Here is a 15,775-nt window from a genome sequence, read left to right as displayed (position 1 = left end):
GGGGACCGAGATGGTGATGCCTGGGGACAACATCTCGATCACGGTGGCGCTGATCCAGCCCATCGCGATGGAGGAGGGGCTGAGGTTTGCGATACGAGAAGGGGGCCGCACCGTGGGTGCCGGCGTCGTGGCTAAAATACTCGAGTAGTGTGTATCCGTAGGGAAATACAGGCCAGTAGCTCAATTGGTAGAGCGTCGGTCTCCAAAACCGAAGGTCGGGGGTTCGAGACCCTCCTGGCCTGCCAGTATTTCCCTGCCCGACGTGAAGTCACGCCTTGAATCGAATAAGCAGTAGAGGGAACCCCCGTTGAGCGCTGTCATCGAAAGCAATCCAGTCATGGACAAGTTTAAGGTCGCCTTGGCCGCCTTGCTCGTGGTCGCGGGCATCGTGGGCTCGGTCTACCTTGCAGCGAGTCCCCTGATCATCAGGCTGGGTGTGATTATTTTGGGCTTTGTCATCGCCGGTGCCGTGGCTTTCACTTCGGAGCCCGGGAAGCGATTTTATGGTTATTGCCAGGACTCGGTCACCGAGACCAGGAAGGTTGTCTGGCCGCAGCGTAAGGAGGCCTTGCAGACGACCGGAGTGGTGGCGCTTTTCGTGATCGTGATGGCCATATTTCTTTGGTTCGTGGACGCGCTGTTGGTATGGCTCGTTCGTCTATTGATCGGGTGAGCGTGTCTGAGAACCGGTCGGAGAATATTGGGATGAGCAAGAAGTGGTATGTCGTTCACGCTTACTCCGGATTCGAGAAGAGCGTTTCGCGCGCGCTCCAGGACCGGATTCAGCGTGCCGGTATGCAGGATAGCTTCGGCCAGATCCTGGTCCCCGTGGAAGAAGTGGTGGAAATGCGCGCGGGCCAGAAGGCCCTGAGCGAGCGCAAGTTCTTTCCCGGCTACGTGCTGGTGGAGATGGAGATGACGGACGACACCTGGCACCTGGTGAAGAACACCGCCAAAGTCACCGGGTTTGTCGGCGGAACGGCTACGAAGCCCACGCCCATCAGCGAGAAGGAAGTGCAGGCGATCTTGAATCAGATCAAAGAGGGCGTGGAGAAACCCAAGCCCAAGGTCTTGTTCGAGACCGGCGAGGCGGTACGGGTGAAAGAAGGGCCCTTCACGGACTTCCACGGAAACGTGGAGGAAGTGAACTACGACAAGAACAAACTGCGGGTGTCGGTTTCCATATTTGGACGATCCACGCCAGTGGAGTTGGACTTCTCGCAAGTCGAGAAGGCATAAGCAGTTGGACTAATTGGGGAGGGTGCCGCGAGGCATCCGCTTGTACCCGCATAGGAGATCGAAGTGGCGAAGAAAGTAGTTGGGCTTATCAAGCTGCAAGTGCCCGCTGGAAAGGCCAATCCCAGCCCGCCCATTGGGCCGGCGTTGGGCCAGCGTGGATTGAACATCATGGAATTCTGCAAGGCGTTCAATGCGCAAACGCAGAGTTACGAGCCAGGTTTGCCCTTGCCGGTGGTGATTACCGCCTACCAGGACAAGAGCTTTACCTTCATTCTCAAGACGCCTCCCACCACGGTACTCATCAAGAAGGCCATTGGATTGGATAAGGGCAGTCCCAAACCCCATCTGGACAAGGTCGGTAAGATGACGCGGGCACAAGCCGAACAAGTGGCCAAGACCAAAATGCCCGATCTGACGGCAGCTAATCTTGAAGCCGCCGTTCGTACCGTGGCCGGTAGCGCGCGCAGCATGGGCGTGGAAGTGGAGGGATTCGGAAAATGAGCAAGCCATCCAAACGCCAGAGGGCCATTCGCGCCGGCTTCGATCATGCCAAGGCCTATGCCGTAGCGGATGCGTTGAAGCTAGTGAAGCAAGCCGCCACGGCCAAGTTCAATGAGGCCATAGACGTGGCCGTGAACCTTGGAGTGGATGCGAAGAAATCCGACCAACTCGTGCGCGGATCCATCGTGCTACCTCAGGGAACGGGCAAGACCGTGCGGGTGGCGGTATTCACACAAGGCGAGAACGCCGACAAGGCTCGTGCCGCGGGCGCGGATATCGTCGGCCTGGAAGACTTGGCCGAGCAAGTCAAGCAAGGCAAGATCGATTTCGATGTGGCCATTGCCAGCCCGGATGCCATGCGCGTGGTGGGCCAACTGGGCCAAATTCTTGGGCCGCGCGGACTGATGCCGAACCCGAAAGTCGGAACCGTGTCCGCGGACGTGGCGGGTGCGGTGAAGAATGCCAAGGCTGGACAAGTTCAGTTTCGTACCGACAAGGCGGGCATCGTCCACACCACGATAGGACGCGCCTCCTTCACGGAAGAGGCGTTGAAGGAAAATTTGTTGGCTCTGATCGACGCGTTGAACAAGGCGCGGCCCTCGGGTGCCAAGGGCATTTATTTGAGGAAGGTTTCGCTTTCCAGCACCATGGGGATCGGCGTTCGCGTAGAACAAAGTAGCCTCACGGCGCAAGGACAGCAGTAAGAACTTTGGGCCACCCCTCGCTTAAATAGTGAGGGGTGGGTTGTCAAAGACCGTTGGGGTGTGAGCAGGCAGCATCATGCGAATACTTAATCGGTGGAACACGGAGCATCGTGTGAAATCACCCAACGCAGATGGCGGTTCCCAAGACAGATTTGAAGGGATGCGAGTTTGCTCCATGCAACCAGCGGTTCGTCGCTAACGGCTGTTGTCCCACCCGGGTTTGCTACGGTGAATGTGTCTGTCGAAGGTCGCTATTTCTGGGACCGGGTGGCATCGCGGTTCGGTGCCACCCTTACATAGCAAGGAGGTAGGCCTTGAGTCTAAGCTTAGAAGACAAGAAGGCTGTCGTTGCCGAAATAGGCGGACAGGTCGCGGGCTCCCAAGCCATTATTCTGGCCGAGTATCGCGGAATGCATGTTGTGGATGTCACGGTGTTGCGGGCGAAAGCACGCGCGTCGGGCGTCTATCTTCGCGTCCTTAAGAACACCCTAGCCCGGCGCGCGGTCGAGGGCACCCCGTTTGAAGGTCTGGCCAAGCATATGGTCGGGCCGCTCGCCTACGGGATGTCCAAGGATCCGGTGTCCGCCGCGAAGGTTCTTCAGGAGTTCGCGAAGACCAACGACAAGCTGGTGATCAAAGCCGGCGCGATGCACAACCAAGTGATGACAGCGAAGGAAGTGGCGGTCCTGGCCAGCATGCCCAGCAGGGAAGAACTGCTGGCCAAGCTGATGGGCGCCATGCAGGCACCCGTGACGAAGTTGGTGAGAACCATGAACGAAGTGCCCAGTAAGTTCGTGCGCGCCTTGGCGGCAGTCAGAGACCAAAAGGAGCAGCAGCCCGCTTAAGGGCCGCGCTCGCTAACGTTTACTAAAATTGGAGCAAACAAATGGCATTAGGAAAAGCTGAAATCCTCGACGCGATCGCGAAGATGACCGTGCTTGAGTTATCTCAACTCATCAAGGATATGGAAGAGAAATTCGGCGTGTCAGCCGCCGCGGCCGTGGCCGTGGCCGCACCCGGTGGCGGTGCACCCGCCGCCGCGGTCGAAGAGCAGACCGAATTCACCGTCATGCTCACAGGAGCTGGCGAGAGCAAGGTCAGCGTCATCAAGGTGGTGCGCGCTATTACCGCCCTGGGCTTGAAGGAAGCCAAGGACTTGGTGGACGGCGCCCCGAAACCCGTCAAGGAAGGAATTCCGAAGAAAGAAGCCGAGGACATCTTGAAGCAAATTATCGAAGCCGGCGGCAAGGCAGAGATCAAGTAGTAGAACATTGTTTGAAGCAATGGGCTGGCGGGCAACCGCTGGCCTTTTGCCGTTGGGCGAGTAGTAATCGTGATGTAGGTGACATAGTTTTTAGCGGAGCGGTCTTGGAGTCCATCGATAGACGCTTGTTGATTCTTGGTAACGAACAGAGTGTCTATCGCTGTATTCCCGCGACCTCCACGCATCCCCTTTTCATAACCTTTCCTGTACTTCACTCGGAGCGGCCATGACCTATTCGTTCACGGAGAAGAAGCGTATCCGTAAGAGTTTCGCCAAGCGAACAAGCGTGCTTAAAGTACCCTATCTGCTCGCCACCCAGATCGACTCCTACGCATCCTTTCTTCAGGCGGACGTTTCACCCGAGAAGCGAAAAACCCAAGGGCTGCAAGCGGCCTTTAGTTCCATTTTTCCCATCTCCAGTCATTCGGGCAACGCTCGCCTTGAATTCTCCAGCTTTTCGCTCGGTGTTCCGCCCTTCGATGTGAAGGAGTGCCAGCAACGCGGACTGACCTTCGCTTCCCCGTTACGGGCGAAGGTGCGCCTCATCATCATGGACCGGGAGGCTTCCAAGCCCACCATCAAGGAGATGAAGGAGCAAGAGGTCTACATGGGCGAGATACCGCTCATGACGGACACCGGTTCCTTCATCATCAACGGCACCGAGCGCGTCATCGTTTCGCAGTTGCACCGCTCTCCTGGCGTGTTCTTCGAGCATGATCGCGGCAAGACCCATTCTTCGGGCAAGTTGTTGTACTCGGCGCGCATCATCCCCTACCGCGGCTCGTGGCTGGACTTCGAGTTCGACCCGAAGGACTACGTGTACTTCCGTGTCGACCGCCGCCGCAAGATGCCGGTGACCATTCTGTTAAAGGCACTGGGCCACACGCCGGAGCAGATCCTGGCGCAATTCTTCGAGTTCGATACCTTCCATGTGAACAAGAAGGGAATCTCCTTCGATTTCGTACCCGAGCGCATGCGCGGCGAGATCGCGCGCTTCGACATCGTCACCAAGCAAGGCAAGGTCATTGTCCAGAAGGACAAGCGCATCACCATCAAGCACGTGCGTGAGATGGAACAGGCGGGCCTTTCCAAGCATCCAGTGGGTGAAGACTTCTTATTGGGCAAGGTGCTCGCGCACAACATCATCGACAAGGAAAGCGGCGAGGTGCTAGCGCGCGCCAACGACGAAATCACCGATGAAGTATTGAAGAAGCTGGCCGAAGCTGAAGTCGACAAAATCAATACGATCTATACCAATGAGCTGGATCAAGGCCCCTTCATGTCGCAGACCATGCGGATCGACGAGACCCAGGACCAGTTAAGCGCCAAGGTCGCCATCTATCGCATGATGCGTCCCGGCGAGCCGCCCACGGAAGATGCCGTCAAGACGCTTTTCAACGCGTTGTTCTTCTCGCCCGACCGCTACGATCTGTCGGCTGTTGGCCGCATGAAGTTCAACCGCCGGGTGGGCAGGACGGAGATCACGGGCACTTCCACGCTGTCGAAAGAGGACATCGTGGCGGTGATCAAGATCATGGTCAATTTGAAGAATGGCCGGGGCGAGATCGACGATATCGATCATCTGGGTAACCGGCGCGTGCGTTCCGTGGGCGAGTTGGCTGAGAACCAATTCCGCGCGGGGCTCGTGCGAGTCGAGCGTGCGGTGAAGGAACGCTTGTCCCAGGCGGAATCGGAAAATCTGATGCCGCATGATCTCATCAACGCCAAGCCGGTTTCGGCGGCGGTGCGCGAGTTCTTCGGTTCCAGCCAGCTGTCCCAGTTCATGGACCAGACCAACCCGTTGTCGGAGATCACCCACAAGCGGCGTGTATCCGCCTTGGGACCAGGCGGTTTGACGCGCGAGCGCGCGGGCTTCGAAGTGCGCGACGTGCACCCCACGCACTATGGCCGCGTGTGCCCGATCGAAACGCCGGAAGGCCCGAACATCGGCTTGATCAACTCGCTCGCCCTGTTTGGCAGCGTGAACGATTACGGGTTCATCGAGACGCCCTATCGCAAGGTGAAGGACGGCCGCGTGTCGGACGAGATTGCATACCTCTCCGCCATCGATGAAGGCCACCATGTAATCGCGCAAGCCAACGCGGGCATCGACAAGAAGGGCAAGTTGATGGACGAGCTCGTGTCCAGCCGCAATAAGAACGAATTCATGATGAGCACGCCGGACCGCATCGAGTACATGGATGTGGCGCCCTCGCAAATCGTGTCGGTGGCGGCATCGCTCATTCCGTTCCTGGAGCATGACGATGCGAACCGGGCGTTGATGGGTTCCAACATGCAACGCCAGGCCGTGCCTTGCTTGCGTCCGCAGAAGGCGCTCGTCGGCACGGGTATCGAACGCACCGTGGCGGTGGATTCCGGGACGGCGGTCCAAGCCCGCCGCGGGGGCGAGGTGGATTACACCGACGCCAACCGCATCGTGGTTCGCGTGAACGACGAGGAGACTGGCGCCGGGGACGTGGGCGTGGATATCTACAACCTTGTCAAGTACCAGCGCTCCAACCAAAACACCAACATCAACCAGCGGCCCATCGTCAGGAAGGGCGACAAGATCGGCGCGGGCGATGTCATCGCCGACGGGGCCTCCACGGATCTCGGCGAATTGGCCTTGGGGCAAAATCTGCTCGTGGCCTTCATGCCTTGGAACGGTTACAACTTCGAGGACTCCATCTTGATCTCGGAGCGTATCGTGGCGGAGGACCGCTTCACCTCCATCCACATCGAGGAACTCTCGGTGGTGGCGCGCGATACCAAGCTCGGGCCAGAAGAAATCACGCGCGACATTTCCAATCTATCGGAAGGCCAGCTCGCGCGCTTGGACGAATCCGGCATCGTCTACATCGGTGCCGAAGTCGAAGCCGGCGATGTATTGGTGGGCAAGGTCACGCCCAAGGGCGAAACCCAACTCACCCCCGAGGAGAAATTGCTGCGCGCCATCTTCGGCGAGAAGGCCTCTGACGTCAAGGACACCAGCTTGCGCGTGCCTTCGGGCATGTCTGGGACCGTGATCGATGTGCAGGTGTTTACTCGCGAGGGAATCGATCGTGACAAACGCGCCCAACAGATCATCGACGATGAACTCGCGCGTTACCGAACCGATCTCAACGATCAATTGCGCATCGTGGAAGGCGATACCTTCGGGCGTATCGAGCGGTTGCTCCTCAACAAGATCGCCAACGGCGGACCCAACAAGATCGCCAAGGGCACCAAGATTACGCAGGAGTATCTGAACGCCATTGACCGTCATCACTGGTTCGACATCCGCTTGGCCGCCGATGATGCAGCCATCCAGCTAGAGCAGTTGAAGGACAGCCTGGAGCAAAAGCGCAAGGAGTTCGACGTCTTCTTCGAAGCGAAGAAGAAGAAGCTCACCAGCGGGGACGAGTTGCCCCCGGGCGTGCAGAAAATGGTGAAGGTCTACATCGCGGTCAAACGGCGTTTGCAGCCCGGCGACAAGATGGCGGGCCGTCACGGTAACAAGGGGGTCATCTCCAAGATCGTTCCCGTGGAAGACATGCCCTACATGGCCAACGGAACTCCCATGGACGTGGTGCTCAATCCGCTGGGCGTACCTTCGCGGATGAACGTGGGACAAATCCTGGAAACTCACCTGGGATGGGCTGCCAAGGGGCTGGGTAAGCGTATCGGCGACCTGCTCGACATGGGCAACCGCCTGGCCGATGTGCGCAAGGCCTTGAACCTGGTCTACAACTCCAGCGGCAAGCCCGAGGACATCGACTCGTTGAACGACCAGGAGATCGCGCATCTCGCCGATAACCTGCGCGACGGCGTGCCTTTCGCCTCGCCAGTCTTCGACGGTGCCACCGAAGAGGAGATCAAGACCATGTTCGATTTGGCGGGGCTGCCTCGCAGCGGGCAGGTGACGTTGCACGACGGGCGCACGGGCGATGCCTTCGACCGTTCGGTGACGGTGGGTTACATGCACGTTCTGAAATTGCACCACCTGGTGGACGACAAGATGCACGCGCGTTCGACAGGACCCTACAGCTTGGTCACGCAGCAGCCCCTGGGCGGTAAAGCTCAGTTTGGCGGCCAGCGTTTCGGCGAGATGGAGGTCTGGGCGCTGGAAGCTTATGGCGCCGCCTACACCTTGCAAGAGATGCTGACGGTGAAATCCGACGACGTCACCGGGCGCACCAAGGTCTACGAAAACATCGTGAAGGGCGAGCACAAGATCGATGCGGGCATGCCAGAATCCTTCAACGTGCTGGTGAAGGAGATTCGCTCGCTGGCCATCGATATCGATCTTGACCGCAATTGATTTCGCGATCTGATTTTATGAAGAAGCGCGTGAGCCGTGCCCGGAAGGCGCGGCTTCCCATTGAATCCTCTTGGAGGTGACATGAAAGCTTTACTGGATCTGTTTAAACAAGTCACGCAGGAAGAAGAGTTCGACGCGATTCGCATCGGACTGGCGTCGCCGGAAAAGGTACGCTCCTGGTCCTATGGCGAAGTTAAGAAGCCGGAAACCATCAACTACCGGACTTTCAAGCCAGAGCGCGACGGTTTGTTTTGCGCCAAGATCTTCGGTCCCGTGAAGGATTACGAATGCTTGTGCGGCAAGTACAAGCGACTCAAGCATCGCGGAGTGATCTGCGAGAAGTGCGGTGTGGAAGTCACCTTGTCCAAGGTGCGCCGCGAGCGCATGGGGCATATCGAGTTGGCCTCGCCAGTGGCTCACATCTGGTTCCTGAAGTCGCTGCCTTCCCGGTTGGGATTGGTGCTCGACATGACGCTGCGCGACATCGAGCGCGCGCTCTACTTTGAAGCCTATGTGGTCACCAATCCCGGCATGACGCCGCTTCAGCGCGGGCAATTGCTGACCGAGGACGACTACCTCGCCAAGGTGGAAGAGTTTGGCGATGAGTTCTCCGCCGTCATGGGGGCCGAAGGCGTGCGCGAGTTGTTGCGCGCGCTTAATCTCACCAAGGAAATCGACAAGCTGCGCAAGGACTTGGATGGCACCGATTCCGAGACCAAGATCAAGAAGCTCGCGAAACGCCTGAAGGTGCTGGAAGCCTTTCACAAGTCCGGCATTCATCCCGATTGGATGATCCTGGAAGTGCTGCCCGTGCTGCCGCCAGAGTTGCGCCCGTTGGTGCCGCTGGATGGCGGCCGCTTCGCGACCTCCGACTTGAATGACTTGTACCGCCGCGTCATCAACCGCAACAACCGCCTCAAGCGTCTGCTGGAACTGAAGGCGCCCGAGATCATCGTGCGCAACGAAAAGCGCATGTTGCAAGAATCCGTGGATTCCTTGCTCGACAACGGCCGCCGCGGGAAAGCCATGACCGGCGCCAACAAGCGCCCCTTGAAGTCCCTGGCCGACATGATCAAAGGCAAGGGCGGCCGCTTCCGCCAGAACTTGCTGGGCAAGCGCGTGGATTACTCCGGCCGTTCCGTGATCGTGGTGGGCCCGCAACTGAAATTGCACCAATGCGGTTTGCCCAAGAAGATGGCGCTGGAGCTGTTCAAGCCCTTCATCTTCCACAAGCTCGAAGTGCTGGGACTGGCCACCACCATCAAAGCGGCCAAGCGCTTGGTGGAGCAAGAAGTGGCGGAAGTCTGGGACATTCTGGAAGAAGTGATTCGCGAGCATCCGGTCATGCTGAACCGGGCTCCCACGCTGCACCGTCTGGGTATTCAGGCGTTCGAGCCGGTGTTGATCGAAGGCAAGGCCATCCAACTGCATCCGCTGGTGTGCGCGGCCTTCAACGCCGACTTCGACGGCGACCAGATGGCGGTACACGTGCCTTTGTCCCTGGAAGCGCAGATGGAAGCGAGAACGCTCATGCTCTCCTCCAACAATGTGCTCTCTCCCGCCAACGGCGACCCCATCATCGTGCCTTCGCAAGATATCGTGCTGGGCTTGTATTACATGACGCGCGAAAAAGTGGGCGCGCGCGGCGACGGGATGCTCTTCCGCAACGTGAACGAAGTATTGCGTGCCTACGATACGAAGCAGATCGATCTGCAAGCGCGCATCGTCGTGCGCGTGAAGGAAGTGGTTTTGGACGCGCAGGGCGAATTGCTGGAACAGATCACGCGTTACGAAACCACGACGGGCCGGGCATTGCTCTCCGAGATTATGCCACCGGGGCTCGCTTTCTCCGCCGTCAACAAGACGCTCAAGAAGAAGGAAATTTCGCGCCTCATCAACGCCAGCTTCCGCCGTTGCGGGTTGCGTGAAACCGTGATCTTCGCCGACAAGCTGATGTACACCGGCTTTACCTTCGCCACGCGCGCGGGCGTGTCCATATGCGTGGACGACATGGGGGTGCCACGGGAAAAGCACGACATCATCGCCAGCGCGGAAAAAGAAGTGCAGGAGATCGAACGCCAGTACACGTCCGGCTTGGTGACGCAAGGCGAGCGCTATAACAAGGTCGTGGACATCTGGGGGCGCGCGGGCGACGTCGTGGCCAAGGCCATGATGGACCGCCTGAGTTCCGAAACCGTCATGGAGTGGGATGCCAGGAGAGGCAAATTGGCGCCCCGGCTGGACAAGAAAGGCCAGCCAGTGCTGCAAGAATCCTTCAACTCCATCTACATGATGGCGGACTCCGGCGCGCGCGGTTCCGCGGCCCAGATCCGCCAATTGGCGGGTATGCGCGGCTTGATGGCCAAACCCGATGGCTCCATCATCGAAACCCCCATCACGGCGAATTTCCGCGAAGGGCTGAACGTGTTGCAGTACTTCATTTCCACTCACGGTGCGCGTAAGGGCTTGGCGGATACGGCCTTGAAGACGGCCAACTCCGGTTACCTAACGCGCCGTCTAGTGGACGTGACCCAGGACTTAGTGGTCACCGAGGACGATTGCGGCACGCAAGAGGGCTTCACCATGAAGGCCTTGATCGAGGGCGGTGAAGTCGTGGAGGCGCTGCGGGAACGCATCCTGGGGCGCACATGCGCCACGGAAGTCACCAATCCAGACTCCGGCCAGGTGGTTATCCCTTCAGGCGCCCTGATCAACGAGGACCACGTCGATCTCATCGAGACGATGGGAGTGGACGAGGTACGCGTGCGCACACCGCTCTTTTGCGAAACCCGCTGGGGGTTGTGCGCCAAGTGCTACGGGCGTGACCTAGGCCGGGGATCGCTGGTCAACGTGGGGGAGGCCATCGGCGTCATCGCCGCGCAATCCATCGGCGAACCCGGTACCCAGCTCACCATGCGTACCTTCCACATCGGTGGTGCGGCCTCCCGTACGGCGGTGGTGAGCCAAATGGAAAGCAAGTCGGCGGGCACTGCTCGTTTCGCCTCCGCCATGCGCTACGTGACCAACCAGCGCGGCGAACAGATCGCCATCGCACGAAATGCCGAGATCATCATCGCGGACGATAACGGCCGTGAGCGCGAGCGCCACAAGATTCCCTATGGGGCCACCTTGTTGGTGAGCGACGGCGCCCCGGTCAAACCAGGAAAAATTCTGGCGAACTGGGATCCCCATACCCGGCCCATCATCACCGAATTCGCGGGCCGCGTGAAGTTCGAGAACGTGGAAGAAGGCACCACGGTTGCACGCCAGATAGACGATGTAACCGGCCTATCCACCCTGGTGGTCATCGATCCCAAGCGGCGCAGCAGTACGCAGTCCAAGGGTTTGCGGCCTAGCGTCAAGTTGATCGGCGATACCGGCAATGAGGTGAAAATCCCCGGCACGGATTTGCCCGTGAACATCACCTTCCAGATCCACTCCGTGATTACGGTGAAGGATGGCCAGGTGGTGCAAGTGGGTGAAGTGCTGGCGAGGATCCCGCAAGAGACCTCCAAAACGCGCGATATCACGGGTGGTCTGCCCCGGGTGGCGGAGTTGTTCGAGGCACGTTCTCCCAAGGACGCAGGCATGCTGGCCGAAGTCACCGGCACCGTGTCCTTTGGCAAGGACACCAAGGGTAAGCAGCGCCTGGTCATCACCGACCTGGATGGGGTTGCCCATGAATTCCTCATTTCCAAGGACAAGCATGTGATGGTGCACGACGGCCAGATCGTCAACAAGGGCGAGACCATCGTGGACGGCCCAGCCGATCCCCACGATATCTTGCGCTTGCTGGGGGTGGAAAACCTGGCGCGCTACATCATCGACGAGGTGCAGGACGTTTACCGGTTGCAGGGTGTGCGTATCAACGACAAGCACATCGAGGTGATCGTGCGCCAGATGCTGCGCCGCGTGCAAATCTCCGATGCGGGGGATGCGGATTTCATCACCGGCGAGCAGGTGGAGCGCTCCGAGGTGTTACTGGTGAACGAGCAGGCGGGCGCGGGCGGCAAGAAGCCCGCGCTTTACGAGAATATATTGCTCGGTATCACCAAGGCCTCGCTGTCCACGGATTCCTTCATTTCCGCCGCTTCTTTCCAGGAAACCACCAGGGTCCTCACCGAGGCGGCCATCATGGGCAAACGCGACGAGTTGCGAGGCTTGAAGGAAAACGTCATCGTGGGCCGCCTGATCCCGGCAGGGACGGGATTGGCACACCACACGACGCGCCGCAAGCTCCAAAGCGGGGCTTCCGCCCTTGGCAGCACTTCCTCATCCATGCCCGAGGAAGTCTTGCCGCGGCAAGACGAGCAAGTTGCTTGACAATGTGGTGTGGAAACATCAGAATCGCCGGTCTTTTCGCCCAGACAGCTATAGATAAATAGCTCCGGGTAGCGAGGAGCGGATCAAATACCGGGACGACAGAGATGTCGTCCTCGGTTTTTTTGTGGGTCAAAGAATCATTGTCCGGAGGGCTTGCGGGCCAGCGTGGCGGCAAGCGGCGGAATCCGGATCGATCACAAGCGGAAGGTAGCTTAGATGCCAACAATCAATCAACTGGTGCGTAAACCGCGTGCGGCGAAGCCCCAAAAGAGCAAGGTTCCCGCGCTGGGAAACAGCCCCCAGAGGCGCGGGGTTTGTACTCGTGTCTACACCACGACGCCTAAGAAACCCAATTCCGCCCTGCGCAAGGTAGCGAAGGTGCGCTTGACCAACGGCTTCGAAGTCATCGGTTACATCGGCGGCGAGGGCCATAACCTGCAAGAGCACTCGGTGGTTCTCATTCGCGGCGGCCGGGTCAAGGATCTTCCTGGCGTGCGTTATCACGTGGTGCGCGGAAGCCTGGATACCCAGGGGGTCAAGGACCGCAAGCAGAGCCGGTCCAAGTACGGAGCCAAGCGGCCCAAGACCGCTTAGTGCAGCTGATTATCGCGGCTGATTATTGCAGCAACTTATTGCAGCCCATCAATTAGGATTTGTAGACCATGCCTAGACGTAGAGAAGTTCCCAAACGCGAGGTTCTTCCGGACCCGAAGTACATCAGCGAAGATGTCGCCAAGTTCATGAACGTGGTGATGACCCGCGGCAAGAAGTCCGTCGCGGAGCGCATCGTGTACGGAGCGCTGTCGCAGATCAACAAGAAGGGCGGCAAGGATCCGTTGCAGGTGTTCTCGGACGCGCTCAACAATGTTCGGCCGGTGGTGGAAGTGAAGAGCCGCCGCGTAGGGGGAGCAAACTACCAGGTGCCCGTGGAAGTGCGCGCGGTGCGCCGCACGGCGCTGGCCATGCGCTGGATTCGCGAAGCCGCGCGCAAGCGCAGCGAGAAATCCATGGCGGGCCGTTTGGCGGCCGAACTGGCCGAGGCTGCCGAGGGTCGCGGCGGCGCCATCAAGAAGCGCGAGGAAGTTCACCGCATGGCTGAAGCCAACAAAGCCTTCGCCCATTACCGGTTCTAGCCGCTGCTTCATCATCAAGCATTACCATCAAGACAGGGTGCCAAATTGCCACGAACGACGCCAATAGACCGCTATCGAAATATCGGGATTAGCGCGCATATCGACGCCGGAAAAACCACGACGACGGAACGCATTCTGTTCTATACCGGCGTGTCCCATAAGATCGGCGAAGTGCACGACGGTGCCGCCATCATGGATTGGATGGAGCAAGAGCGCGAGCGCGGAATTACCATCACGTCCGCGGCGACCACTTGCTTCTGGACCGGGATGGACAAGGGTTATCCCGAGCATCGCATCAACATCATCGATACGCCCGGCCACGTGGATTTCACCATCGAGGTGGAGCGCTCCATGCGCGTGCTCGATGGTGCGTGCATGGTGTATTGCGCCGTGGGCGGAGTACAACCCCAGTCCGAAACCGTGTGGCGCCAGGCCACCAAGTACGGCGTGCCGCGCCTGGCCTTCGTCAACAAGATGGACCGCCAAGGGGCGAACTTCTTCAAGGTCCATGACCAGATGCGCAGTCGCTTGAAGGCCGATCCCATCCCCATTCAGATACCCATCGGCGCCGAAGAGAAGTTCGAAGGCGTGATCGATCTGGTGCGCATGAAGGCGATTTATTGGGACGAGTCCTCCAAGGGCATGAAGTTCGAGATGCGCGATATTCCCGCGCAATATGCGGATGAGGCCAAGAAGTGGCACGAGAAGATGGTCGAGGCGGCCGCCGAGGCTTCCGAGGAGTTGATGAACAAGTACCTGGAAGAGGGCGATCTCTCCGACAAGGACTTGAAATGGGGCTTGCGCCATCGCACCATCGAGTGCGAAATCGTGCCCATGCTATGTGGCTCGGCCTTCAAGAACAAAGGCGTGCAGGCCATGCTGGATGCGGTGATCGATTACATGCCAGCCCCCGTGGATATTCCCCCGGTGCATGGCGAGACGGAAAATGGCAAGGAAGTGGAGCGCAAGGCCGCCGACAGCGAGCCTTTCTCGGCGCTCGCCTTCAAGATCATGACGGATCCGTTCGTCGGCCAACTGATTTTCTTCCGGGTCTATTCCGGTGTGGTGAATTCTGGCGACACCATCTACAACCCCATCAAGGGTCGCAAGGAACGTATCGGCCGCCTGCTGCAGATGCACGCCAACCAGCGCGAAGAGATCAAGGAAGTGCGCGCGGGCGATATCGCCGCGGCCGTGGGACTGCGTGAAGCCACCACGGGCGACACGCTGTGCGATCCCGATAAAGTCATCATCCTCGAACGCATGATTTTCCCCGAGCCCGTGATCTCCCAGGCCGTGGAACCCAAGACCAAGGCTGACCAGGAGAAGATGGGAATTGCTCTGGGACGTCTGGCTCAGGAAGATCCCTCGTTCCGTGTGCACACCGATGAGGAGTCGGGCCAGACCATCATCTCGGGCATGGGTGAATTGCACCTTGAGATCATCGTCGACCGCATGCGCCGCGAATTCAGCGTCGAGGCCAACGTGGGCAAACCGCAGGTGGCCTATCGCGAGGCGATCAAGAAAGTCACCGAATCCGAAGGCAAGTTCGTCAAGCAAAGCGGTGGTAAGGGCCAGTATGGACACGTGTGGCTGAAGATCGAGCCTAACCAGTCAGGCAAGGGTTACGAATTCGTGGATTCCATCAAGGGCGGCACGGTACCGCGAGAATTCATACCCGCCGTGCAAAAAGGACTTAACGAAGCGTTGACGAGCGGCGTGCTGGCGGGATTCCCAGTGGTGGACGTGAAGGTCACCTTGTTCGACGGTTCCTATCACGAGGTGGACTCCAACGAGAATGCCTTCAAGATGGCTGCCATCCTAGGTTTCAAGGACGGCATGCGCAAGGCCAACCCTGTCCTTCTCGAGCCGATGATGGCCGTGGAAGTGGAAACTCCGGAAGACTTCATGGGTAACGTGGTGGGCGACCTGTCCTCCCGCCGAGGCATGATTCAAGGGATGGAAGAGCAAGTGGGTGGCATCAAGGTCGTCAAGGCCGAAGTGCCCCTGGCGGAAATGTTCGGCTATTCGACGACTCTGCGTTCCTTGAGCCAGGGCCGGGCGACTTACACCATGGAGTTCAAGCACTACTCCGAGGCGCCCAAGAACGTCGCCGAAGCGGTCATTAACAAGAAATAGCATGGTTCTTAAAGGTTATAGGAGGCACCATGTCTAAGGGTAAATTCGAGCGGACGAAGCCGCATGTGAACGTAGGGACGATCGGTCACGTGGACCATGGGAAGACGACGCTGACGGCGGCGATGACGCACATCTTGGCGAAGAAATTCGGTGGGGAGGCGAAGAACTACGA

Annotated in this window: 13 protein-coding genes and 1 tRNA gene; all 14 read left to right on the top strand. The window is 58.9% G+C overall.

The window, feature by feature from the left end:
• Positions 1–148 (top strand): elongation factor Tu (locus tag EXR36_12545; protein ID MSQ60437.1); only part of this gene is annotated, 148 nt, incomplete at its 5' end.
• Positions 149–169: 21 nt separating this feature from the next.
• A tRNA-Trp gene (locus EXR36_12540) sits at positions 170–245 on the top strand.
• Between the two features lie 92 nt (positions 246–337).
• Complete coding sequence (gene secE, locus EXR36_12535) at positions 338–673, top strand: preprotein translocase subunit SecE (GenBank protein ID MSQ60436.1); 336 nt, start codon at positions 338–340, stop codon at positions 671–673.
• Between the two features lie 32 nt (positions 674–705).
• Complete coding sequence (gene nusG, locus EXR36_12530) at positions 706–1,239, top strand: transcription termination/antitermination protein NusG (protein MSQ60435.1); 534 nt, start codon at positions 706–708, stop codon at positions 1,237–1,239.
• Between the two features lie 63 nt (positions 1,240–1,302).
• Positions 1,303–1,740: a 50S ribosomal protein L11 gene (gene rplK, locus EXR36_12525; protein ID MSQ60434.1), complete on the top strand. Its 438-nt coding sequence runs from the start codon at positions 1,303–1,305 to the stop codon at positions 1,738–1,740.
• A complete protein-coding gene (locus EXR36_12520; protein MSQ60433.1) occupies positions 1,737–2,444 on the top strand; it encodes a 50S ribosomal protein L1 in 708 nt (235 codons plus the stop codon). The genes rplK and EXR36_12520 overlap by 4 nt, the downstream gene beginning before the upstream one ends.
• A gap of 314 nt (positions 2,445–2,758) precedes the next feature.
• Positions 2,759–3,289 carry a 50S ribosomal protein L10 gene (locus EXR36_12515; protein ID MSQ60432.1) on the top strand — a complete coding sequence of 177 codons (531 nt, stop codon included), beginning with the start codon at positions 2,759–2,761 and terminating at the stop codon, positions 3,287–3,289.
• A gap of 41 nt (positions 3,290–3,330) precedes the next feature.
• Entirely contained in the window at positions 3,331–3,708 is a 378-nt protein-coding gene (locus tag EXR36_12510) for a 50S ribosomal protein L7/L12 (protein ID MSQ60431.1), read from the top strand.
• A 226-nt stretch (positions 3,709–3,934) separates the two neighbouring features.
• Positions 3,935–8,008 (top strand): DNA-directed RNA polymerase subunit beta, encoded by a 4,074-nt coding sequence (rpoB, locus tag EXR36_12505; GenBank protein ID MSQ60430.1) that lies wholly within the window; start codon positions 3,935–3,937, stop codon positions 8,006–8,008.
• Between the two features lie 81 nt (positions 8,009–8,089).
• Positions 8,090–12,331 (top strand): DNA-directed RNA polymerase subunit beta', encoded by a 4,242-nt coding sequence (gene rpoC / locus EXR36_12500; GenBank protein MSQ60429.1) that lies wholly within the window; start codon positions 8,090–8,092, stop codon positions 12,329–12,331.
• Positions 12,332–12,547: 216 nt separating this feature from the next.
• Positions 12,548–12,925, top strand: a complete 378-nt coding sequence (locus tag EXR36_12495; GenBank protein MSQ60428.1) for a 30S ribosomal protein S12 — start codon at positions 12,548–12,550, stop codon at positions 12,923–12,925.
• A 68-nt stretch (positions 12,926–12,993) separates the two neighbouring features.
• Positions 12,994–13,464 (top strand): 30S ribosomal protein S7, encoded by a 471-nt coding sequence (locus tag EXR36_12490; GenBank protein ID MSQ60427.1) that lies wholly within the window; start codon positions 12,994–12,996, stop codon positions 13,462–13,464.
• A 45-nt stretch (positions 13,465–13,509) separates the two neighbouring features.
• Positions 13,510–15,603, top strand: coding sequence for an elongation factor G (fusA, locus tag EXR36_12485; protein ID MSQ60426.1), 2,094 nt, complete (start codon positions 13,510–13,512; stop codon positions 15,601–15,603).
• 29 nt (positions 15,604–15,632) lie between these two features.
• Positions 15,633–15,775: elongation factor Tu (locus tag EXR36_12480; GenBank protein MSQ60425.1), on the top strand; the 143-nt coding region annotated here is incomplete at its 3' end.

Source organism: Betaproteobacteria bacterium (genome assembly GCA_009693245.1).
GTDB lineage: Bacteria > Pseudomonadota > Gammaproteobacteria > Burkholderiales > SHXO01 > SHXO01.
The sequence above is the reverse complement of the archived record's forward strand: the minus strand, read 5'-3'. Positions and strand labels throughout refer to the sequence as shown.

What these genes read in the sequence shown, in the direction of transcription:
- EXR36_12495 (MSQ60428.1), top strand. Translation starts at nt 12,548, where the DNA reads ATGCCAACAATCAATCAACTGGTGCGTAAACCGCGTGCGGCGAAGCCC.
- EXR36_12490 (MSQ60427.1), top strand. Translation starts at nt 12,994, where the DNA reads ATGCCTAGACGTAGAGAAGTTCCCAAACGCGAGGTTCTTCCGGACCCG.
- EXR36_12520 (MSQ60433.1), top strand. Translation starts at nt 1,737, where the DNA reads ATGAGCAAGCCATCCAAACGCCAGAGGGCCATTCGCGCCGGCTTCGAT.
- secE (MSQ60436.1), top strand. Translation starts at nt 338, where the DNA reads ATGGACAAGTTTAAGGTCGCCTTGGCCGCCTTGCTCGTGGTCGCGGGC.
- rpoB (MSQ60430.1), top strand. Translation starts at nt 3,935, where the DNA reads ATGACCTATTCGTTCACGGAGAAGAAGCGTATCCGTAAGAGTTTCGCC.
- rpoC (MSQ60429.1), top strand. Translation starts at nt 8,090, where the DNA reads ATGAAAGCTTTACTGGATCTGTTTAAACAAGTCACGCAGGAAGAAGAG.
- nusG (MSQ60435.1), top strand. Translation starts at nt 706, where the DNA reads ATGAGCAAGAAGTGGTATGTCGTTCACGCTTACTCCGGATTCGAGAAG.
- EXR36_12510 (MSQ60431.1), top strand. Translation starts at nt 3,331, where the DNA reads ATGGCATTAGGAAAAGCTGAAATCCTCGACGCGATCGCGAAGATGACC.